At 70.1% G+C, this 20,290-nt stretch carries 20 protein-coding genes; 9 read left to right on the top strand and 11 right to left on the bottom strand.

What is annotated here, in order from left to right; translation table 11 throughout:
* Positions 1 to 10: 10 nt before the first annotated feature.
* The 3 genes from OG876_RS37285 to OG876_RS37295 all read right to left on the bottom strand — a co-directional run bounded on the left by OG876_RS37285 (position 11) and on the right by OG876_RS37295 (position 8,075).
* Positions 11 to 4,582, bottom strand: coding sequence for a hypothetical protein (locus OG876_RS37285; protein ID WP_328521419.1), 4,572 nt, complete (start codon positions 4,580 to 4,582; stop codon positions 11 to 13).
* Positions 4,583 to 4,842: 260 nt separating this feature from the next.
* Positions 4,843 to 6,051, bottom strand: coding sequence for a class I SAM-dependent RNA methyltransferase (locus tag OG876_RS37290; protein ID WP_328521420.1), 1,209 nt, complete (start codon positions 6,049 to 6,051; stop codon positions 4,843 to 4,845).
* On the bottom strand, positions 6,048 to 8,075 hold the full coding sequence (locus tag OG876_RS37295) for an APC family permease (RefSeq protein WP_328521421.1): 2,028 nt from the start codon (positions 8,073 to 8,075) through the stop codon (positions 6,048 to 6,050). The genes OG876_RS37290 and OG876_RS37295 overlap by 4 nt, the downstream gene beginning before the upstream one ends.
* 116 nt (positions 8,076 to 8,191) lie before the next feature.
* Here OG876_RS37295 and OG876_RS37300 point away from each other — a divergent pair, with 116 nt between their 5' ends.
* Together OG876_RS37300 and OG876_RS37305 are read left to right on the top strand one after the other, a co-directional pair.
* Positions 8,192 to 8,854 carry a potassium channel family protein gene (locus tag OG876_RS37300; RefSeq protein WP_442914052.1) on the top strand — a complete coding sequence of 221 codons (663 nt, stop codon included), beginning with the start codon at positions 8,192 to 8,194 and terminating at the stop codon, positions 8,852 to 8,854.
* Positions 8,854 to 9,528 (top strand): potassium channel family protein, encoded by a 675-nt coding sequence (locus OG876_RS37305; protein ID WP_328521422.1) that lies wholly within the window; start codon positions 8,854 to 8,856, stop codon positions 9,526 to 9,528. Before OG876_RS37300 ends, OG876_RS37305 begins: the two co-directional genes overlap by 1 nt.
* Positions 9,529 to 9,534: 6 nt before the next feature.
* Here the strand turns inward: OG876_RS37305 and OG876_RS37310 are convergent, their stop codons facing one another.
* From OG876_RS37310 to dut, 4 genes are all read right to left on the bottom strand, one after another.
* Positions 9,535 to 10,317, bottom strand: coding sequence for a DUF3159 domain-containing protein (locus OG876_RS37310; RefSeq protein ID WP_328521423.1), 783 nt, complete (start codon positions 10,315 to 10,317; stop codon positions 9,535 to 9,537).
* Entirely contained in the window at positions 10,310 to 10,699 is a 390-nt protein-coding gene (locus OG876_RS37315; RefSeq protein ID WP_328521424.1) for an OB-fold nucleic acid binding domain-containing protein, read from the bottom strand. The genes OG876_RS37310 and OG876_RS37315 overlap by 8 nt, the downstream gene beginning before the upstream one ends.
* Before the next feature lie 18 nt (positions 10,700 to 10,717).
* A complete protein-coding gene (locus OG876_RS37320; RefSeq protein WP_328521425.1) occupies positions 10,718 to 11,368 on the bottom strand; it encodes a DUF3710 domain-containing protein in 651 nt (216 codons plus the stop codon).
* Positions 11,369 to 11,471: 103 nt separating this feature from the next.
* Positions 11,472 to 11,924 (bottom strand): dUTP diphosphatase, encoded by a 453-nt coding sequence (gene dut, locus OG876_RS37325; protein WP_328521426.1) that lies wholly within the window; start codon positions 11,922 to 11,924, stop codon positions 11,472 to 11,474.
* A 53-nt stretch (positions 11,925 to 11,977) separates the two neighbouring features.
* On the opposite strand from dut, the gene OG876_RS37330 reads away from it, so the two are divergent.
* Together OG876_RS37330 and OG876_RS37335 are read left to right on the top strand one after the other, a co-directional pair.
* Positions 11,978 to 12,433 (top strand): DUF3093 domain-containing protein, encoded by a 456-nt coding sequence (locus OG876_RS37330; RefSeq protein WP_328521427.1) that lies wholly within the window; start codon positions 11,978 to 11,980, stop codon positions 12,431 to 12,433.
* A gap of 29 nt (positions 12,434 to 12,462) precedes the next feature.
* Positions 12,463 to 12,789, top strand: a complete 327-nt coding sequence (locus OG876_RS37335; RefSeq protein ID WP_328521428.1) for a DUF4235 domain-containing protein — start codon at positions 12,463 to 12,465, stop codon at positions 12,787 to 12,789.
* 76 nt (positions 12,790 to 12,865) lie between these two features.
* Here OG876_RS37335 and OG876_RS37340 read toward each other — a convergent pair whose 3' ends face one another.
* The 3 genes from OG876_RS37340 to OG876_RS37350 all read right to left on the bottom strand — a co-directional run bounded on the left by OG876_RS37340 (position 12,866) and on the right by OG876_RS37350 (position 15,338).
* Entirely contained in the window at positions 12,866 to 13,165 is a 300-nt protein-coding gene (locus tag OG876_RS37340) for a DUF4193 domain-containing protein (protein WP_130379292.1), read from the bottom strand.
* A gap of 296 nt (positions 13,166 to 13,461) precedes the next feature.
* Positions 13,462 to 14,262 (bottom strand): inositol monophosphatase family protein, encoded by an 801-nt coding sequence (locus tag OG876_RS37345; protein WP_328521429.1) that lies wholly within the window; start codon positions 14,260 to 14,262, stop codon positions 13,462 to 13,464.
* Positions 14,259 to 15,338 carry a ferrochelatase gene (locus OG876_RS37350; protein WP_328521430.1) on the bottom strand — a complete coding sequence of 360 codons (1,080 nt, stop codon included), beginning with the start codon at positions 15,336 to 15,338 and terminating at the stop codon, positions 14,259 to 14,261. Before OG876_RS37350 ends, OG876_RS37345 begins: the two co-directional genes overlap by 4 nt.
* 48 nt (positions 15,339 to 15,386) lie before the next feature.
* Here OG876_RS37350 and OG876_RS37355 point away from each other — a divergent pair, with 48 nt between their 5' ends.
* Both OG876_RS37355 and OG876_RS37360 read left to right on the top strand, forming a co-directional pair.
* Positions 15,387 to 16,586, top strand: coding sequence for an MFS transporter (locus tag OG876_RS37355; RefSeq protein ID WP_328521431.1), 1,200 nt, complete (start codon positions 15,387 to 15,389; stop codon positions 16,584 to 16,586).
* A gap of 39 nt (positions 16,587 to 16,625) precedes the next feature.
* Positions 16,626 to 17,354 (top strand): MerR family transcriptional regulator, encoded by a 729-nt coding sequence (locus OG876_RS37360; RefSeq protein WP_328521432.1) that lies wholly within the window; start codon positions 16,626 to 16,628, stop codon positions 17,352 to 17,354.
* Here the strand turns inward: OG876_RS37360 and OG876_RS37365 are convergent.
* Complete coding sequence (locus OG876_RS37365; RefSeq protein WP_328521433.1) at positions 17,337 to 17,954, bottom strand: trimeric intracellular cation channel family protein; 618 nt, start codon at positions 17,952 to 17,954, stop codon at positions 17,337 to 17,339. The genes OG876_RS37360 and OG876_RS37365 overlap by 18 nt on opposite strands.
* A 57-nt stretch (positions 17,955 to 18,011) precedes the next feature.
* Here OG876_RS37365 and OG876_RS37370 point away from each other — a divergent pair, with 57 nt between their 5' ends.
* The 3 genes from OG876_RS37370 (at position 18,012) to OG876_RS37380 (ending at position 20,240) form a co-directional block, all read left to right on the top strand.
* The gene (locus OG876_RS37370) at positions 18,012 to 19,010 is read left to right on the top strand and encodes a phosphotransferase family protein (RefSeq protein WP_328521434.1); all 999 of its coding nucleotides are present in this window, start codon (positions 18,012 to 18,014) and stop codon (positions 19,008 to 19,010) included.
* Between the two features lie 17 nt (positions 19,011 to 19,027).
* Positions 19,028 to 19,855 carry a formate dehydrogenase accessory sulfurtransferase FdhD gene (fdhD, locus tag OG876_RS37375; protein WP_328521435.1) on the top strand — a complete coding sequence of 276 codons (828 nt, stop codon included), beginning with the start codon at positions 19,028 to 19,030 and terminating at the stop codon, positions 19,853 to 19,855.
* Positions 19,856 to 19,964: 109 nt separating this feature from the next.
* Complete coding sequence (locus OG876_RS37380; RefSeq protein WP_328521436.1) at positions 19,965 to 20,240, top strand: hypothetical protein; 276 nt, start codon at positions 19,965 to 19,967, stop codon at positions 20,238 to 20,240.
* Positions 20,241 to 20,290: the final 50 nt, after the last annotated feature.

Here is a 20,290-nt window from a genome sequence, read left to right on the forward strand (position 1 = left end):
GGCGCCCACGCTATCGCGCGGTGGTGTACAGCTTCTCCAGGTACGACGGCTGCCATTGGGGACCGCGGTTGTACAGGCGGCGTACCAGACCGTGTACGTCGAGGCGCGGCTCGATCGGGTTGTCCCACCAGTCCGGGACCTGGTCGTACCACCGGTCGATCCGCAGGGTCCGGCCGGCCGCGTCGATGCGGGCGAACAACCAGCCGCCCACGTCGCTCTGCGCCTCGGTCTGCCACAGGTCACCGAGCAGACCGCTCAGCTTGTCCATGGCGAACTCCGGGTCGTCCACCTCCGGCGGCTCCAGGTCGAACCGGTACGACGGCGCGCTCGGGTCCAGCACCTGGATCTGGATGGTGAACCCGGACGGCACGATCGCGGTCCTCGCCCGGCACCAGTCGTGCAGCGCCTTCATAGCCTCCGACTCCTGCGGCCGCGGCCGGGGCCGCTCGACCTCGGAGCGCATGGCCTCCTCGATCGACCCTGGAGGCGGGGCGATCCGGGGCCCGTCCGCCCCCACCAGCCCCAACCCAGGAATAGACATCCGAGCCACAACATCCGCAGCCGACTCCCCACGCACCCCGTGAGGCGCGCCGTCCCGCTCATCCCCGCTGTGCCGATCCGCCTCGGTCGCCTCGTCCGCGAACCCGTCCAGCGCGGGGAAGGACCCAGTCGGCCAGTCATCACCGATAACGGGCACAAACCCAGTCGGCTCGTCATCCTCATCCACCGCAAACCCAGCCGACACCTCAGCGCCCGCCTGCTCCACGGCTCCCGAGTCCTCAACCCAGCCGGCCCGCGCCACATCCGTCGTACCCTCGAGGCGACTCGCCGCGTCATCCCCCCGCGCCGACTCCGGCTCGCCACTGTCCACCCAGTCGCCGTCCGCCACACGCTGCGTGCGCTCAAGGTCACTCGCCGCGTCATCCTCCCGCGACGACTCCAACTCGCCACCGTCCGCCCATTCGTCGTGCGCCGCCCAGTCGTCTCGCGCCACCTGCGTGGTGCGGTCCGGCTCGTGCGTCGAGTCCTGCTGCCGCGAGTGCGCGTCGGCGTCGGGCCATTGGCCGTGCGCTACGTGGGTGGTGGGTTCTGGGCGTGGGGTTGGGTCTGGCTGTGGGGATGGCTCTGGATCCGGCCAGGGGGCTGGCTCTGGCTCCGGGCGTGGTCCTGGCTCGGGCTCGGGTTGTGGGACTGGTTCTGGGTCTGGCCAGGGCTGGGGCTCTGGGTTCGGGTTCGGTTGAGGGTCGGGGCCTGGGATCGGGTCCGGGGTTGGGCCGGGGATCGGCTGCGGGTGCGGCTCCGGCCCAGGGGTGGGCGGTGCAGGGTACGGATCGGGGCCCGGAGTGGGTGTGGGGTACGGGTCGGGGGCTGGGGTCGGTTCGGGACTCGGTGGGGCGGGCTCGGGCCAGGGGGCCGGGTGGGGCTCGGGTTGCGGCCACGGCTCCGGGTGCGGTTCGGGCTGAGGCCATGGCTGGGGTTGAGGGTGAGGCTCGACCTGAGCTTTAGCCGTCGGAGCCGGTACGTCGTAGCCCTGCTCCTCGTCGTCCTCGCCCACCACGTGGAACCGGAGCCCCGGATGCGCCGCGCCCGCCAACCCCTCTCCGGCTGCCCGGTAGGTCTCCTCAGCCGCCGCGGATGCTTGCTGCTCGCCCGCTGACGCAGATGCATCATGCGCCTGCGCTGCCGCTGATGTTTGATGGGCCTCCGCTGCTGCGGGAGCTTGGTCCGGCTCCGCGGCTGTGGGTGCTTGCGGCCGCTGCGCTGCTGTGGGTGCTTGACGCTCGTCCGCAGCTGGCTCGGTGGAGTCGGCCGGCACTGCGGGGATCTCGGCGGTCTGGTCGTCGGCGTAGTCGGCTTCCGCGGACGGATCCGAGAAACGCGCGGCTGGGGCGGCGGGGTCGGTGGTCGGGGCCGAGAAACGGGCGTCCGGAGCGGGCTCAGCAGCAGGGTCTGCGTGCGGGGCCGAGAAGGGTGAGGCGGAAGCAGACGGGGCCGAGAGGCGGTCGCCTGCGGCGGACTGGGCTGCGAGATCGGTCTGACGGCCTTCCGGAGTGCCTGGTGCCGTCGAAGGGTCGCCTAGGCGGCCAGCGGGCTGCGCCTCGGTCTCCGTCGGACGGGCGGCCGCAGCGCCGGGCGCTGAGGACAGGTCGCCCAGGCGAGCAGCGGGCTGCGCGCCGGGGTCCGTCGTACGCGCGGCGGGCCGTGCCTCGGGGGCCGTCGGATGGGCGGGCCGTGTCTGAGGTTCTGTGAGGCGGGCGGCTGGAGTGCCGGGCGCTGTCGACGGGTCGCTCGGGTGGGCGGGGGGCCGTCTGTGGGGTTCTGTGAGACGGGCAGCTGGTGTGACGGGTGCTGTTGGCGGGTCGCTCGGGTGGGCGGCGGGGGGTGTGGGGTGGTCTGTCGGGTGGAGGTTGTCGTGGTGGGTGGGTGCGGAGGGTGGAGTGGTCGTGGGCTCCGGGTGTGGGACCGGGGCGAAGGGGGATGGGCCGGTGAAGGAGGAGGGTTCTTCTTCGGCTGGGTCTGTGTCCAGGACAGCGGCGATCTCGGCGGTGGGGGCGTCGTCGTCTTCGAGATCGGCGGCAGTCGGTGTAGGAGCGAACGGGAAGTCGGCCGGCGCTGAGTCAGCTGATCCGCTGGGGGCGGACGGCGAGGCGGTCGACGGCGAATCCGCTGGCGAGAGGAGCGCGGTATCGGCCGTGGGGGCGTCGGCTGGATGGGTCGGCGAGAACGGGGATCCGGTAGGCGCCGTACTGGCCGGGGCGAACGGAGACTCCGCGGATGGGCGCTCGGCCGATTGGAGGAAGGGGGTGTCGGCCGTGGGGGCGTCGGCTGGGTGGGTCGGGGCGAAGGCGGATCCGGCCGGCGCGGGATTGGCGGGGGCGAACGGGGACTCCGCGGATGGGGGCTCGGGCGACTGGAGGGAGGGGGTGTCGGCCGTGGGGGCGTCGGCTGGGTGGGGCGGGGTGAACGGGGACCCGGCCGGCGCGGGGCTGCCGGGGGCGAAGGGGGATCCGGGCGGTGCGGGATCGGCGGGGGTGAATGGGGAGTCCGCGGGTGGGGGCTCGGGCGGTTGGAGGTAGGGGGTGTCGGCTGTGGGGGCGTCGAAGGGTGAGGGGGGTGGGGTGTTGGGGCGATGGGTGGTGGGGTCTTCTATCCATTCGCCGTTGATCCAGGCGCCGCCTACCCATTCTCGGTGGGGAGCGGTGGGGGGCTTGTCGGCGAAGGGGGTGTATTCGCTGGTGGCTTCTTGGTCGGACCAGGCCGGTTGTTCGGCGGTTTCCCAGTCTTGTTCGTCGGGGGCGGGGGTGTCTTGGTAGCCGGCCGCGGCGGGGGCGTCGGCGAAGAGGCTGGCGTAGAAGTCGTCGCCCTCGTGGACGCCGCCGCCGACGCGGGGCGGCTCGGAGGATGGGAGCTGTGAGTCGTACGCCGAACGCATGGGGAGGCCGGTGCCTGCCATGCCGTCAGGCAGGTAGGTGCCGGGCGCGGGTCCACCCTGGGGATAGCTGTCCCGCGCGGGCCCGTCCTGGGGATAGGCGTCCCCGACGGGTCCGCCCTGGGGATAGGTGTCCCGCGCTGGCCCGTCGGGCGGGTAAGCGCCCGCCTCGCTCGGGAAGTCCGCGTCGGGCTCGGTGGGGTCGTCGTGTTTGCGGCGGCGGAGCCAGCCTTGTTTCTTGGCCGTGACGCCGTACTCCTCGTGACGGGCGGGCGCCTCGTCACGGGCAGGAGCCTCGTCACGGGCGGGAGCCTCGTCGTGGGAAGCCGGCGTCATCCGGGGCGGCGGGTCGTCGATCGGCTGGCCGGTGAACGGGCTGATACCGGGTGGGACGACGAACGACTCTTCCTCGTCGTCGACCGGCCTGGCGTCGGGTGCTCCGATCACGACATCCTCAACGACCGAGACCTCGGCTGTGTCAGGTTCGTCGGCGAAACTTTCCGGTACCGCAAAGTTCCGGGTGAAGTCCTCCCCCGCGACCACCCCGGCCGGCAGGTCGGGCTGCACCGGCGAGCGCGGGTCGATCTCGAAGCGATCGAAGAAGGCCTGCAAGGCGCCGGCAGTGACACCCGAAGCACCCACGCTCCGGATCAGTTGCACCCCGAAAGGCCGCAGTTCGTCGAGCCCGCCGAGGTAGTCGGCCCACCCGGCGATCCACTCGATCATCTCGTCGGCGGCCGCCTCGTCCGAGGTGACCCACTGGCCGATCGGCGCGAACCCGTCCTCCACCGGCTGCCACGGATCCCCTGGGTACGACGCCCGCGCCCACGTCCCGTTGAACGCGCCGTACACGAAACCCAGCTCGCCCGCAGCCATCCGCTGCCGCACCTCGGGCTGCCCGATCCAATCCGGCGACCCGGCCAGCAGATCGGCGCCCGCAGTCTGGCTGTGCTGCGTGTGGAACCCGAACAGCACCGCCCGCCCGTCGACAAGCCGCAGCATCCGCAGCACCGACGCGGTCTCGTCCTGATGGTGGTACCCGTCGGCGTCGGCGTACCACCGCCGGTCGAAGCCCGTGGCATGGGCGACCGCGGCGAGTGCGGTCCAGCGGGCGCGCAGCTCCTCCGGGTCGTCCAGGTCAACGAGCGGCATCAGGTCTCCAGCGCATGGGAATCCAGGGCCAGAACGCTACCCGAGCCCTCCACCGGCCGCGACTTCCCGGTCATGGGCCCTCCCGGCCTGGACTGAGGAGCGGAGGGAGCCCGGTCATGGGGCCCCGGTCTGGACTGAGGAACGCAGGGAGCGAAGCGACCGGAGAGACGAGGGAAGACCGGGAGCCAAGCCCCATGACCTGCCGCGCCGGAGGCGTGGCATCCGACACAGCGACTGGAGCGACGAGGGAAGGGCGGGAGTCACAGCCCCATGATCCGCCGCGCCGGAGGCGTGGCATCAGTACTGTCCACAGGCTCGAGTATGGCGACGCACTCGATGTGATGCGTCATCCCGAACAGGTCGAACGCCCGCAGCGACGCGATCCCGTACCCGAGCCGCCCGAACGTCTTCAGATCCCGCGCCAGCGCCGCCGGATCACACGCCACATACGCCACGCGTCGCGGGCCCAGCGCCGCGATCCGCCGTACGACGTCCTTCCCGGCGCCCGTCCGCGGCGGGTCCAGCACAACCAGATCGACATGCTCCAACCCCTTGCTGGCGGCCGCATTGAGCACCCGATCCACGTCGCCGGTCTCCAGCGTCACCCCCGGCAGGTCATGCAGATTCCGCCGCGCGTTCCGTACGGCGTCCTTGTCCCCTTCGATCGCCAGCACCGGACACCCGGCCTCGGCCAGAAATGCCGCAAACAGCCCAACGCCGGAGTAGAGGTCCAGTGCCGTCTCCCCCGCCATCGGCTCGAGCCCGCTCATGACGGCGTCCACCAGCGTCGACGGAGCGGCCGGGTGCACCTGCCAGAACCCACCGGCCTCCACCCGGAACCGCCGGTCGCGCACGACCTCGACAACCCGCCCACCGGGCACCTCGTCCGTCTGAACAGCGGTCTTGCCCTCGGACGACACCACAGCCTGCACGGACGACGCACCGGGCCACCGATCACTCAGTACGTCAGGAGTCCCCGGGTGAGCGATCAGACACCGGTCGATCGGGATCAGGTCGTGCGAGCGGTGCGCGTACATCCCCGGTCGCCCGTCGACCACGGCGTACCGCATCCGGGTCCGCCAGCCGAGGCCGTCGTCGCCCGGGGACTCCATCACGATCGTGCGCTCGATGCCGCCGATGCGCCGGAGCGTGTCCGACACCACGGTCGCCTTCAGCCGTCGCTGCTCCACGATGTTGGCGTGCTGGAAGTCACAGCCGCCACACAGTCCGGGCCCGGCGTACGGGCAGGGCGGTTCGATCCGTTGCGGTGACGGCGTCAGCACCTGGACGGCGTCCGCCCGCAGATACTTCGCGTTCTGCTCGGTGATGCGAGCGTGGACCAACTCACCCGGCAACGCGTGCCGGACGAACACCACCTGTCCCTCGTGCCGGGCCACACAGTGTCCCCCGTGCGCGACTGGGCCTACTTCCAGCTCGACTACCGTCCCGACGATGTCCTCGTCTGTCACCGATCTCCTGACGCCTTGCGGGCCCCACGCCGTACCTGGCCGGCCACCCGTTCCACCCGGTCCTGCCGCTCCTCCGCGTCACTCGCCGAGATCAGCTGGTAAGGAACCGACGTAACCATGACACCAGGTGTGAACAAGAGGCGCCCCTTGAGCCGCAGGGCGCTCTGGTTGTGCAGGATGTGCTCCCACCAGTGGCCGACGACGTACTCCGGGATGTAGACCATCACCACGTCCCGCGGCGACTGCCGCCGGATGTCGCGGACGTACTGCAGGATCGGCCGGGTGATCTCCCGGTACGGCGAGGCCAGCCGCTTCAGCGGGATCGGGATGCCCCGGGCGTCCCACTCGGCCTGGAGCGCGTCCGACTCGTCCCGGTCGACGTCGACCGTGACCGCCTCGAGCATGTACGGCCGGGCCGTCTTCGCGAACGCCAGCGCCCGCAGGGTCGGCTTGTGCAGCTTGGACACCAGCACGATCGCGTGCACCCGGGACGGCAGCATCAGCGGCTCGTCCCCCTCGGCCGCCGTCTGCCGGCGCACCGTGTCGTAATGGCGGTGGATCCCCTTCATCAGCACGTACAACCCGGCCATCGCGAGGATCGCGATGTACGCGCCGTGGACGAACTTGGTGAGCAGCACGATCACCAGCACGATCCCGGTCATGGTCAGGCCGATCGCGTTGATCACCCGGGAGCGGATCATCTGCCGCCGCTTGGCGGCGTCGGTCTCGGTCTTCAGATGCCGGGTCCAGTGCCGGATCATGCCGAACTGGCTGAGCGTGAAGCTGACGAACACGCCGACGATGTAGAGCTGGATCAGCTTGGTGACCTGGGCGTCGAAGGCGATGATCAGGCCGATCGCGCACAGCGCCAGCAGGATGATGCCGTTGCTGTAGGCGAGCCGGTCGCCGCGGGTGTGCAACTGCCGGGGCAGGTACCCGTCCCGGGCGAGGATCGAGCCGAGCACCGGGAAGCCGTTGAACGCCGTGTTCGCGGCCAGCACCAGGATCAGCATGGTCGCGCCGATCACCAGGTAGAAGCCGGGCGTGAAGTTCGAGAACACCGAGTCGCCGATCTGGCCGATCACGGTCTTCTGGGTGTAGGACTCGCCGACCGGCTGGCCGTTCTCGTACAGCTGGGTGGCGGGATCCTCGGCGTACCGGAGCTGGATCTTGGAGGCGAGGAACAGGATGCTCATCAGCATCGTGACCGCGATCGTGCCGAGCAGCAGCAGCGTCGTCGCGGCGTTCTTGCTCTTCGGCTTGCGGAACGCCGGTACGCCGTTGCTGATCGCCTCGACACCGGTCAGCGCCGCACACCCGGACGAGAACGCCCGGGCCAGCAGGAAGACCGCGGCCAAGCCGGTGAAGACCTCGTGCCCCGGTTCGGGCCGGACCTCGAAGCCGGCGCTCTCGGCCAACGGCAGGTTCCCGGCGGTCAGCCGGATCAGGCCCCAGATCGCCATCCCGATGATCGACAGCATGAAGATGTACGTCGGGATCGCGAAGATCGCCCCCGACTCGCGGACCCCGCGCAGGTTCATCGCGGTCAGCAGCAACACCAGCCCGACCGCCAACGGCACCTCGTGACCGGCCAGGAACGGCAACGCGGACTTGGCGTTCTGCACCCCCGACGAGATCGACACCGCCACCGTCAGCACGTAGTCGACCATCAGGGCGCTGGCCACGGTCAGGCCGGCCGACGGCCCGATGTTCACCGTGGCGACCTCGTAGTCACCGCCGCCGGACGGGTAGGCGTGCACGTTCTGCCGGTACGACGCGACCACGACCAGCATCACGAACGCGACCAGCAGGCCGATCTTCCACGAGTAGCTGTACGCCGCCAGGCCGGCGATCGACAGCGTCAGGAAGATCTCGTCAGGGGCGTAGGCCACCGACGACAGGGCGTCGCTGGCGAACACCGGGAGAGCGATGCGCTTCGGCAGCAGCGTCTCGCCCAGCTGGGTGCTGCGCAGTTTGCGACCGAGCAGCAGCCGTTTGCCGATATCGCCTAGAGCGGGAGTCACACCGGTGATGTTAGAGGGCTGCGAGCGCGTGTCAGACACGACCTCAGTTCCGGTGTAGCGTCTATCCCTGCCGAACCGACCCAGCGGCCCCGTGCGGGGCAGGGAGTGATCAGCGAGTGCACGTCGTCATCATGGGCTGCGGCCGCGTCGGGTCGACGCTGGCGCGGGGCCTGGAGAAGCGGGGCCATACGGTCGCGATCATCGACCAGTCGGCCGACGCCTTCCGTCGGCTGAGCCCGAACTTCACCGGCCGCACCATCGTCGGGATGGGCTTCGACCGCGAGGTGCTGATCGAGGCCGGGATCGAGGAGGCGGAGGCGTTCGCCGCCGTCTCGAACGGCGACAACTCCAACATCCTGGCCGCCCGGGTGGCCCGGGAGAACTTCGGGATCAGCAACGTGGTGGCCCGGATCTACGACCCCGGCCGCGCCGAGGTGTACCAGCGGCTCGGCATCCCGACCGTCGGCACCGTGCGGTGGACCGTCGACCAGATGATGCGCCGGCTGCTGCCGGAGGGCTCCGAGCCGGAGTGGCGTGACCCGTCCGGGACGGTCCGGCTGGCCGAGGTGCACGTGCACACCGACTGGGTCGGCCGGCTCGCGCTCGACATCGAGAAGGCCACCGGTGCCCGGGTCGCGTTCCTGACCCGGCTCGGCGAGGGCCTGCTGCCGCGGGCCGACACGGTCATCCAGGAAGGCGACCTGGTCCACGTCGTGATGCTGGAGCGGGATGTCGCGGCGATCGAGTCCCAACTCGGCACCAAGCCTGAGGAGCTGTGATGCGGGTAGCCATCGCCGGAGCCGGGAACGTCGGTCGGTCGATCGCCGCCGAGTTGCTGGAGAACGGCCACGAGGTCCTGCTGATCGACAAGGACCCGCGGGCGATCAAGGCCGAGTCGGTGCCGCGGGCCGAGTGGCTGCTGGCCGACGCGTGCGAGCTGTCCTCCCTGGAGGAGGCCGCCCTGCAGCGTTGCCAGGTGGCGATCGCCAGCACCGGTGATGACAAGGTGAACCTGGTCGTCTCGCTGCTCGCCAAGACCGAGTTCGGCGTTCCCCGGACCGTTGCCCGGGTCAACCATCCGCGGAACGAGTGGATGTTCAACGAGGCCTGGGGTGTCGACGTGTCGGTCTCCACCCCGCGGATCATGTCCGCGCTGGTGGAGGAGGCGGTCTCGGTCGGCGACCTGGTCCGGCTGTTCACCTTCCGCCAGGGCGACGCGAACCTGGTCGAGCTGACCCTGCCCGAGGACTCCCCGATGATCGGTCAGCGGGTCGGCGACATCGACTGGCCGCTGGACACCGCGCTGGTGGTCATCCTGCGCGAGGGCCGCGTCCTGCGGCCGGACCCGGAAGGCACGCTCGAGCTCAACGACGAACTGCTGTTCGTCGCCGCGGACGAGACGGAGGAGCAGCTCGAGGACATGCTCTCCCCGCATCACCGCAAGGCCGAGTAGGACCTCTTACTTCTTGTTGCCCCGGAGCAGGTGGGTCACGTGGTCACGCGTTTCGTCCCACTTCTCCGGCGGCAGTGAGCCGCGCAGTACGGCGTACGCGAGCCAGAGCGCGAGCGCGTAGAACGGGAGCCCGAGGCCGATCTTCGCGATGCCGAGCGCGTTCAGGCTGCCGGTGAAGTACAGCGGCACCTGGACGATCAGCCGGACCGCGAAGAGGCCGACAAACACCAGAGTGGCCCGGGAGAAGCCCCTCAACATCGCGGGGTCCTTGCGCCAGGCCGTACCGGTTTGGGTGATCACGCCGTACAGCACGCCGAACAGCGGCCAGCGGACGAGCACGGTGATCAGGTACAGAGCGCCGTACCCCAGGTTGGTCAGCAGGCCGGGGACGTAGACGTCCTTGGCGTTACCAGTGCGGTTCGCGACCCAGGCGGAGATCAGGACGCCGACGAAACCGCCGAAGACGTTGCGGAGCGGCTGCCGGCGGATGAGGCGAAGTAGGGCGACCGCGGCACCGCACGCGACCGCGACGATCAGCGCGACCTGCAGGTTGTGGTCGGTGGCCGCGTAGACGATCAGGAACGCGATCCACGGCAAGCCGATGTCGAGCAGCGCACCCCAGCCGCCGAGGGCCTGGAAGAAGTCCTTGTCGGTGCTCGGCGCGGGCTTGTCGCTCGCTTCGGCCGGCGGTGTGGTCGCGGCAGCTTCCACTTCCGGCTTCAGGATGTCGACCAGTTTCTCTTCCAGGTTCTCTTCGACCTGGTCGCGGCGCGGCGTCGGCTCAGCCATGGGCGGCCGTCGGGCGGAGTTCGTAGCGCGGGTTGAACATCACCCGGTCGCCGTCGACGACACCGATCCGCCCGGAGGCGATCAGTTCCGAGCCGGGGTGGATCCCGGCGATCTTGCGCCGGCCGAGCCAGATCAGCTTGACCGTGCCGGTGCCGTCGTACAACTCGCCCTCCAAGGCCGGTACGCCGCCGCGTGGGCTGAACGTGATCGTGCGCAGCGTGCCGTACAGCGTGACCATTTCGCGGTCGTGGCAGCCGGTGATCGACCGCGCACCACAGTCCTGCGCGAAGTCCTGGAGGACCTCGGCGTCCTGCTGGTCGCGGTCTCCGGCCAGCCCGCGGAAGGCACGCCGCCAGAGCCCCGCGGGTTTCTCACTACCCATGCGATCGAGTGTAGTCCGTCAGGCCTCTTCGTCAGGAGCCGGCTGAGCGCCCGGCGGCAGCTGCAACGGCAGCGACTCGCGGACGGCCATCGGCTCCGCGCCGCGGACGACGATGACGTTGCGCAGCGTCTCCTCCATCGGTGCCGCGGCATCCGGCTCGACAGCGGCCCGGCCGAGCACCGTTGCCCGGAGCAGCCAGCGCGGACCGTCCACGCCGACGACCCGCGAGGTCTGGCTGAAGATCTGTCCGTCCGGGTCCTCGACCGGCACGACGAGCACGAGCTCGGTGCCGAACGTGCCCTCGGTCTCGGTCGCCGTACCGCCCATCCGGCTGGCCTCGGCGGCGATCTCGCGCCGGACCTCACTCCAGATGCCGGTCTTCTTCGGTGCCGCGAACGCCCGCAGCTCGAGTGCGGAGTCCTCGAGCACCAGCAGGATCGCCTGCACCTGGCCGGTCTGCTCGTCGACCTGTAGCCGCAGCTCCATCCCGGGCATGCCGGTGATCACCAGTGCGCCCAGGTCGATCCGGTCCTCCGCCTCAAGGACCGACGGGTCGACCTCGCTGGAGTCGAACGGACCCTCGGCGCGGGGTTCCGCCGTCTCCTCGACGACTGCATCCGTCTCGGTCGTCTCGGGGTCTTCGTTCTTGGCCTTGCGGCGGAAGATCATTCTGTTTCCTTATTGTGTCGGTACAAGCCCGCCGTAGTTTCGCGCATCCGTCAGGTCAACGGGTGCACCCTGTTCACATTTGGACCGCTCATCGCGTCAGGGCTCAGCGTGTCACATCGCCGAAACCGCCGGTCGAGCCGTGTCCGCCTTCGCCGCGGGCCGAACCGGGTAGCGACGTCACCTCGACGAACCGCGCCTTCTCCACCTGCTGGATGATCAGTTGTGCGATCCGGTCGCCGCGCCGCAGCGTCACCTCGGCGCGCGGGTCGAGGTTGATCAGACACACCTTGATCTCGCCACGGTAGCCCGCGTCCACAGTGCCGGGTGCGTTCACGAGCGTCACCCCGTGCTTCGCGGCCAGCCCGGAGCGCGGGTGCACGAAGGCGGCGTACCCGTCCTGCAGGGCGATGGCGATCCCGGTGCCGACCAGGCCACGCTCGCCGGGCTTGAGAGTGATGTCGCTCGTCGCCACCAGGTCCGCGCCGGCATCGCCGGGATGCGCGTACGACGGGAGCGGGAGGTCGGGGTCGAGTCGCTGGATGAGAACCTCGGTCACGAGAGGCGACCTTACCGACGAGCCTGCACCGCCCTCGTGCCAGGCTGGTCCTTGTGGGTACCTATCGCGAGAAGCTGAGCGTGCCGGTGTCGTGGTGGATCATCGCCGTCATCGCGACTGTCACGCTCTTCGTCATCACCTATGTACCGGTCGGGTCGTTCGGCGGCGTCTTCGTCGGCGGCACCGCCGCGGTCCTGCTGGTGCTCTTCTTCCTCCAGTACGGCGCCGCGCGGGTCGATGTGGACGGCGAGCGGTTCCGGGCCGGCCGGGCCGTGATCGAACGGGCGCACCTCGGCACGGTCGAGGCACTGACCGGCGACGACGCGCGGCGCGCGTTCGGGCGGGACTGCGACCCGAAGGCGTACCTCCTCCTGCGCCCGTATGTGCGGAGCGCGGTCCGGGTCCAAATCACCGATCCGCGCGACCCGGCGCCGTACTGGGTGATCGCCACGCGGCACCCGGATCGGCTGGCGGCAGCCCTGAGAGGCAACCGCGTGGCAAGATCCTGACTGTCGGGGACTTGCGTTAGGAGGCTGCTGTGGTCGGAGCGAAGATCGGCTGGAAGCTGGTGCTGGCGGCGTTCACGCTGGTGGTGGGACTGGTCGCGAACAAGGCCGTCCGCACGGCCTGGAAGCTCGGCTCGGGCGGGAAGCCGCCGAAGGCCGGCGAGGGCGGGTACGCCGAGGTGGTCAGCTGGGCGGTGGCGAGTGGTGCCGCCGCGGCGGCGGCCAAGCTGTTCGCGGAGCGGCGGGCGGCGGAGTACTGGCTGAAGTCGACCGGCTACGCGCCGCCGGGGTACGAGCAGGACGCGACCAAGGGCCTGGTCAAGGACACGGACACCGGTCTGGTGAAGAAGCAGGACTGACTCGAGACAGCGCGGGACCGTCCCCGAGGATCTGGGGACGGTCCCGTGCCGGTCAAGCCGAAGAAGGGCGCTGGTGTCAGGCCGCGCAGTCGCGGCAGATCAACTGCCCGTTCTTCGTTTCCGCGAGCTGACTGCGGTGGTGAACCAGGAAGCAGCTCGAACAGGTGAACTCGTCGGCCTGGCGCGGGAGGACCCGCACCGCCAGCTCTTCGTGGCTCAGGTCGGCGCCGGGCAGCTCGAAGCTCTCCGCGGCCTCGGCCTCGTCCTCGTCGACCTTGCCGGAGTTCTTGTCGTGACGGCGAGTCTTCAGTTCCTCGATCGACTCTTCGGATGCGTCCTCGTCCGTCTTGCGCGGGGCGTCGTAATCAGTCGCCATGGTGTTTCCCTGCCCTCTTCGTACCCGTGGTGTTGCCTGCTGAGCCCTTGAACAGGTAGAGCGGCCGAGAAATTCCGCGCGAGTGTACCGCACCGAATCTTCGTCCCCCGAAACCCTTGACAGCCAGGCCGGGACCGGCAACAAACCGTTCCCGAGGACGGGATTGTGCCCTATGAAGGGCCCTTCGCGCGCGTCGGGGTCCAGGTTCTGACCCGCGTGTCGCAAAAATGTCATGACCGAACACGAGAATGCTCGTTAATGCTCAGTACTGCGCAGAAACGAGCACTCAGAGACGCCTACGCCCGCAAGGGGTTCGCGGCGGCGAGCAGGTCGTGGAACGGCCCGAACAGCGCCGGACTGGACGCGATCGACATCTCCGGTGAGACCGGGGCACCGTTCAGCCCGCCGATGGTCGCGCCGGCCTCGGCCGCGATCAGCGCACCCGCTCCGTAGTCCCACGGATTCAGACCGCGTTCGAAGACCGCGTCGAGCCGGCCGCAGGCGACGTAGCACAGGTCGATCGCGCCGACCCCGATCCGGCGGATGTCGCGGACCTCGGTGATCAGGTGCTGGATCACCTCGGCCTGGACCTGCCGGCGGTCCGGATCGTACCCGAACCCGGTCCCGACCAGGGCCTTGCTCAGCTCGGTGCATCCCGACACCCGGATAGGCTGACCGTCCACAAACGCGCCACCGCCCTTGGTCGCGGTGAACACCTCGCCCCGGGGCGCGTCCACGACCACACCGGCGACCGTCTCCCCGTCGTACTCGACCGCGATCGAGACGGCGTACGTCGGGAGGTCGTAGAGGTAGTTGACCGTGCCGTCGATCGGGTCGACCACCCAGCGGACGCCGCTGGTCCCGGCCACGTCGTCGCCCTCCTCACCGAGGAACGAGTCGTCCGGGCGGGCCTTCAGGACGCGGGCCCGGATCAGCTCCTCGGACTCGCGGTCGACCGCGGTGACGACGTCGGTGACGGTGCTCTTGGTGTCGGCGACCGTGATCGTGCCACGGCGGCGTTCGACGATCAGCCTCGCCGCCTCCTCCGCCACCTCCACGGCCAGCTTGAGGAGGTCCTGAGGGCTCTCGGCTGTCATACAGCTTCCTTAGAGGTAGGACGGCGCAGGGGTGGGCAGCAGTCGTGGCGGCAGTCGTCCCAGCCCGGGCCGAGCTTGCCGACGCACGGGCGGGCCGGTTGCTCACCGCGCTCGGCCGCGGCCCGCTCGACGACCAGATCGCGCAGCATCGTGACGAACCGCGGGTCGGTCCCGGGCGTCGCGGCCCGGGCCATCGGCAGGCCCAGTTTCTCGGCCGTCCGGGCGGCCTCCGTGTCGAGGTCGTAGATGACCTCCATGTGGTCGCTCACGAACCCGATCGGTACGACGGCGACGCCCGGCACGCCCTCGGCCGCGAGGGTCTCGAGGTGGTCGTTCACGTCCGGCTCGAGCCACGGCATCTGCGGCGGTCCGGACCGCGAGCAGTAGACCAGGTCGGTCCGCCGGATCCGGCCGGTACGGCGCTCGAGCTCGGCGCTGATCTCCGCGGCCACGTCCAGGTGCCAGTCGACGTACCCGTTGCCGTCTGGGCCGCTGGTCGCGTTCATCGTGGTCGGGATCGAGTGCGTCACGTAGGCGATCGCCGACCCCTCGGGCAGCCTGCCCAGCGCCTCGGCGGTCGACTCGACGAACGATCCGACGAAGCCGGGGTGGTTCGCGTAGTGCCGGAGCTTGTCGATCCGCGGCGCGTCCGGGACCTCACGGGCCGCGTCCTCGAGGTTCTCCCGGTACTGCCGGCAGCCGGAGTACGACGGGTAGGCGGCGGTCACGATCACCACCGCGCGACGGATCCCGTCGGCGGCCATCTCGCGCAGCGTGTCGGTCAGGTACGGCGCCCAGTTGCGGTTGCCCCAGTAGATCGGCAGGTCCAGGCCGATCTCGTCGAACGACTCCCGCAGCGCTGTCAGCAGCGCGCGGTTCTGGTCGTTGATCGGGCTCTTCCCGCCGAACGCGTAGTAGTGTTCCCCGACCTCCTTCAACCGCTCGTCCGGGATGCCGCGGCCGCGCGTCACGTTCTGCAGGAAGGGCAACACGTCCGCGGGCTTCTCGGGACCACCGAAGGACAGCAGGAGGACGGCGTCGTACGGCGCGGCGGCGGGCGACTGGGGCAACGGCATATTCCGAGTTTCTCAGACCGGCAACAGTTAGGGTGTTGCCGGTCCCTCATGCTCAAGCCCTACGTCCACCTCATGCGCCGTCCCGGTGCCAGTGCCTTCTTCACTGCCGGGATCCTCGGTCGTATGCCGATCTCGATGATCGGCCTCGGCATCGTCATCCTGATCGCGCGCGAGAGCGGCTCGTACGGCCTGGCCGGCGCGGTGTCCGGCGTCGCGGTGATCGCCGGCGCGCTGACCGGCCCGATCCAGGGCCGGCTGGTCGACCGCTTCGGCCAGCGGACGCTGCTGCTGATCGGTTCCATCCTCTGCACGATCGCTCTCGCGGCACTCCTCGTCGCAGTGCGTGCCGACGCACCCGTCTGGGTGCTGTACGCGGTCTCGTTCGTTGCCGGTGGCACCCGTCCGCAGGTCGGCTCGTTCGTCCGCGCCCGCTGGACCCATCTGCTCGGCCGCGGGCGGGCTCTGCAGACCGCGTTCGCCCTCGAGGCGGTCGGCGACGAGGTCGTCTTCATCGTCGGTCCGGTCCTCGTCACCACGCTCGCCACCCAGATCAGCCCATACGCCGCCCTGGCCGCGGCGGGAGTGTTGGGACTGGCCGGCGGAGTTTGGCTGGCGTCGCTGCGTGCCTCCGATCCGCCCGGCCGCGGTAAGTCCGACGGTGCCGAGCAGGCGCCACTCCCCTGGCTCTCGCTGATGCTCCTCAGCCTGATCGGTCTCGGGCTCGGCGCGACTCTCGGTGGCGTCGAGGTGGTCACGATCGCGTTCACCACCGAGAAGGGTCAGGCCGGGCTGTCCGGCGTCGTACTGGCCGTGTGGGCGTTCGGCAGCCTGCTGGCCGGTCTCTGGTACGGCTCGGTCCACTGGCGCGCTCCGGTCGAGCGGCGGCTGCTGTTCGGCACGATCCTGCTCGCCGTCAGCCTGGCACCGCTCCCCTGGGTCAACAGTGTGCTGCTCGTCGGTGTGGTGCTGTTCTTCTGTGGCTTCACCATCGCGCCCACGATGGTCGCCCTCACCGCCTGCGTCGAGGAGTGGGTCCCGCCCCAGCGCCTCACCGAGGCGATCACCTGGACCGTCACCGGCATCCTCCTGGGAGTGGCCCCGGGCAACGCCGCCTCCGGCCACGCAGTAGACGTCTGGGGCCCCTCCACCGCCTACTGGGTCCCCTTCTCCATCGGCATCGTCTGCGCCCTGGTCGCCGCCCTCGCCACGACCTTCGCCCGCCCCAAGACTCGCTTCGCCCACAACTAGGCTTGTATCTCCTCTTACGGGAGATGTGAGGGTGTCGGCATGGACCACTCGATCGGTGAGCTGGCGCGGCTCGGCGGCGTGACGGTGAAGACCGTGCGGTACTACTCCGACCACGGGCTGCTGCCGTCACGGCGTACCGCTGCTGGTCATCGTCGGTACGACGCCGACGCGGTGGCGCGGCTCGAGCTCATCCGGACGCTGCGTTCCCTTGGCATCGATCTGCCGACGGTGCGGGCCGTGCTGGAGCGCGAGCGGACGCTGGCCGACGTGCTGACCGCGCATGCCGAGGCCGTCGCGCTGCAGATCCGGACGCTGCGGCTCCAGCAGGCGGTGCTGTCGGTGGCCGCCCATCGTCATTCGACCCCGGAGGAGCTCGACCTCATGCATGAACTGACTGCCCAGTCCGAGCGGGAACGCCGTACCTTGATCGCGGACTTCCTCACCTCGACGCTCGGCGACGACCCCGCCTTCGCGGCGATCCGGCAGAACCTGACGCCGGTGCTCCCCGACGACGCCGACGCACGGCAGGTCGAGGCGTGGCTGGAGCTGGCCGCGCTGGTGCAGGACGACGACTTCCGGGCCGCCGTACGACGGATGGCCGTCGGCTACCGTGCCCTGGTCGCGGACGGCCCGCTACGGCACGATCCGGAGTTCCGCGGGCGGTTGATCGAGCTTCGCCGAACCGAGGCCGGCCCGCGCTGGCCGCGGTATCTGGAATTGCTTGCCGTCGTCAACGGCTGGGCCGCGCCGTCACGGATTGCGGGGTAGCGGCGCGTTCCAGCCGCGGCGGATCGCGATCAGGCGGATGGCGAAGCATGCCACCGCCGCGGCGATCGGCACCCAGAGGGCGTGGTACCCAAAGGCCGCGGCGACGACCACGATGCCGGCGCCGAGGAAGGCGGGCGTGGCGTAGATCTCCGACCGAAGGACGACGGGTACCCGGCCGCTGAGGACGTCGCGGATCACGCCGCCGCCGATGCCGGCGATCGTGCCGATCAGGGCGGCCGGGAGCGGCGACAGGTCGTAGTCGATCGCGGTCAGCGCGCCGGTCACGCAGAACAGCGCGAGACCGGCCGCGTCGAAGACGTTCACCATCCGCTCCACCCGGCCGATCCGTGGATGCAGGAAGAACGTGAGGAGCCCGGCCACGACCGGCACCACGAGATAACGCCAGTCCCGCAGCGCCGTGGGCGGCGTCGCACCGAGCAGCACGTCCCGGATGAAGCCGCCGCCGAGCCCGGTCACGAGCGCGAGCACCAGGATGCCGAACACGTCGAGCTTCTTGCGTACGCCGACCAGCGCGCCGGTGATCCCGAACACGAAGATGCCAACCAGATCAAGGACCTGCAGAACCACGGATCCACTCACACCCCGCACGCTAAACCACGCGTGCCCGGCGGCCTGTGCGCTCTATCGTCGGTGGACATGAGCGGAGCGCCCGACGTCGACTACACCGCAACCTCGCTGCGTCCGGACTGGAACACGCTCCCGCCCGCCCTCCACGAGTCCCTAGCCGTTGCCCTAGGCACCGAGATCACCGCGGCCGGTCCTCCGGTCGGCTCTGGCTTCACCGGCGGCTTCGCAGCCTCGGTCCACCTGGCCGACGGCCGCCGCGTCTTCGTGAAGGCCGCCGACGACACCATGCACGCCTACCACGCCTACCAACGCGAAGCCGAGGTAGTCCCCCAGCTACCGGCGGCGATCCGCGTCCCACCCATCATCGCCACCGCCCACGCTGTCGAAAGGGTCGGCGAAGGCGGGCCGCGGTGGTTTGCTGTGGTGTCCGAGTGGGTGGAGGGGCGGATGCCGGGGGCGCCGTGGACGGCGGACGACTTCGCGGTGGTGACCGCGATGTGTGAGCGGATCGCGGTGGCGATGGAGCCGAGTCCGTTGGAGGGTTTGCACGCCTTCATCCAGGATCTGGAAGGGGACGAGTCGCCGCTGCAGATCCCGGGCCAGATCGTCGCGGGTGAGCGGCCACTGCCGGACCGGTTGCAGCCGTGGGTGCCCAGGATCCTGCCTGAGCTGGCGGACTTGGTGCAGCTGGCGCCGGAGGCGTTCGCGGGAGAGGCGGCGACGCACGGCGACCTGCGGCCGGACAACCTCCTGCTCGACGCGACCGGCACCTGCTGGACCGTCGACTGGAACTGGCTGGCGCTTGGCCCACGCTGGATGGACTGGGTCGGACTGCTTCCGGTCGCCCAGCACCAAGGCATCGACACAGCCGCCGCCATCCACGGCAGCCCGCTGACGGCCGACGTACCTCCCGAACACCTCGACTGCTTCGCCGGCGTGATCGCGGCGTACATGATGAGGAACGCCGACGCGCCCCCGCCGCTCGGGTGTACGCCGGCGCTCCGTGAGCATCAGCGGTTCTACGCCTGGACCTTCCTCGACTGGCTCGCCGTACGCCGCGGCTGGTGAGCGCCTACGGTGGGGGTATGACGAAAGGCCCCACCACGAGGTTCAAGGTCGAGGTGCTGGACGGCGACCGGACGTCCCGGCGTGAGGATGTCGTCGTCACCGAGGAGCCGCTGGAGCTGCGGCTGGAGTGGCCGGGCCGGCCGCCCGAGCCGTTGGTGGTGACGATGCGGACGCCGGGCTCCGACTTCGAGTTGGCAGCCGGGTTCTGCCTCGGCGAGGGGTTCGCGGTCCGGCCGGACGCGATCCGGACCGTTGCCTACTGCACCGATGTGAAACTGACCCGGGACCAGCAGTTCAACACCGTCACGGTCACCTTCGACGGGCCGCCGGATCGCGAACCACCCCAGCGGTACGGCGTCACGTCGGCCGCGTGCGGTGTCTGCGGCCAGCAGAGCCTCGACGAACTCGCCGAGCGCGAGTACGACCCGGTCGACCCGGTCGAGGTGCCGCTTGACGTCGTACGCCGCCTTCCCGATCTGCTCCGGGATGCGCAGCCGACCTTCAGTCGCACCGGCGGCCTGCATGCAGCAGGCCTGTTCACGACGGACGGCCGCAAGATCGTGGTGAAGGAAGACGTCGGCCGCCACAACGCCGTCGACAAGGTCGTCGGCTGGACGGTCCTCAACCACCACAGCCGCAAGGGCCTCGTCCTCGCCGTCAGCGGCCGCGCCGGCTACGAGATCATCCAGAAGGCCGTCGCGGCAGGGATCGGCATGATCGTCGCCGTCGGCGCCCCCTCGAGCCTCGCCGTCGACCTCGCCCGCCGCTTCAACATCACCCTCGCCGGCTTCACCCGCGGCGAACGCTGCGTTCTCTACAGCTCCCCCGAGCGCATCCTCCGGTGACCGCGTAAGGAGGTGACCCCCAGATCTAAGGGGGTATGCCCAATGTGGGGGTCCCTCCTGCCGCCGCATCGTGGAGGCAGACGGCGATCATCGCCGTGAGGGAGGAATCATGAAGCACAGCTACACCCTCGCCGCACTGCCGGTGCTGGTCGTCGGATCGATCGTCGCCGGCTCGTCCCAGGCGTCGGCGCGACCGATCGACCCGGACGCCGGCTACCACGACGCCGTCGTGGTCGTCGAGCAGCCGGGACCGACCAAGCAGGTACCGGTCGACGACCCGCTGACCGAAGCGCTCCAGGTGAGTGCCGGAGCCCTGGGCGGCGCCGGTCTGGCCGTCGCCGGCCTCTGGATGTACCGGCGTCGTCATCCGCTCGCTGTTCACTGACGCGCGGGCTCGGGGGGCGGTCCTGGCGGAGGTCCACCGCCAGGACCGCC

It is taken from the genome of Kribbella sp. NBC_00359 (genome assembly GCF_036097425.1).
Lineage (GTDB): Bacteria > Actinomycetota > Actinomycetes > Propionibacteriales > Kribbellaceae > Kribbella.

Bases quoted from the DNA above. Each gene is read 5' to 3' on its own strand.
- OG876_RS37285 (WP_328521419.1), bottom strand. From the start codon at position 4,582: ATGCCGCTCGTTGACCTGGACGACCCGGAGGAGCTGCGCGCCCGCTGG.
- OG876_RS37305 (WP_328521422.1), top strand. From the start codon at position 8,854: ATGCGGGTAGCCATCGCCGGAGCCGGGAACGTCGGTCGGTCGATCGCC.
- OG876_RS37310 (WP_328521423.1), bottom strand. From the start codon at position 10,317: ATGGCTGAGCCGACGCCGCGCCGCGACCAGGTCGAAGAGAACCTGGAA.
- OG876_RS37315 (WP_328521424.1), bottom strand. From the start codon at position 10,699: ATGGGTAGTGAGAAACCCGCGGGGCTCTGGCGGCGTGCCTTCCGCGGG.
- OG876_RS37320 (WP_328521425.1), bottom strand. From the start codon at position 11,368: ATGATCTTCCGCCGCAAGGCCAAGAACGAAGACCCCGAGACGACCGAG.
- OG876_RS37340 (WP_130379292.1), bottom strand. From the start codon at position 13,165: ATGGCGACTGATTACGACGCCCCGCGCAAGACGGACGAGGACGCATCC.
- OG876_RS37345 (WP_328521429.1), bottom strand. From the start codon at position 14,262: ATGACAGCCGAGAGCCCTCAGGACCTCCTCAAGCTGGCCGTGGAGGTG.
- OG876_RS37350 (WP_328521430.1), bottom strand. From the start codon at position 15,338: ATGCCGTTGCCCCAGTCGCCCGCCGCCGCGCCGTACGACGCCGTCCTC.
- OG876_RS37355 (WP_328521431.1), top strand. From the start codon at position 15,387: ATGCTCAAGCCCTACGTCCACCTCATGCGCCGTCCCGGTGCCAGTGCC.
- OG876_RS37360 (WP_328521432.1), top strand. From the start codon at position 16,626: ATGGACCACTCGATCGGTGAGCTGGCGCGGCTCGGCGGCGTGACGGTG.
- OG876_RS37370 (WP_328521434.1), top strand. From the start codon at position 18,012: ATGAGCGGAGCGCCCGACGTCGACTACACCGCAACCTCGCTGCGTCCG.
- fdhD (WP_328521435.1), top strand. From the start codon at position 19,028: ATGACGAAAGGCCCCACCACGAGGTTCAAGGTCGAGGTGCTGGACGGC.
- OG876_RS37380 (WP_328521436.1), top strand. From the start codon at position 19,965: ATGAAGCACAGCTACACCCTCGCCGCACTGCCGGTGCTGGTCGTCGGA.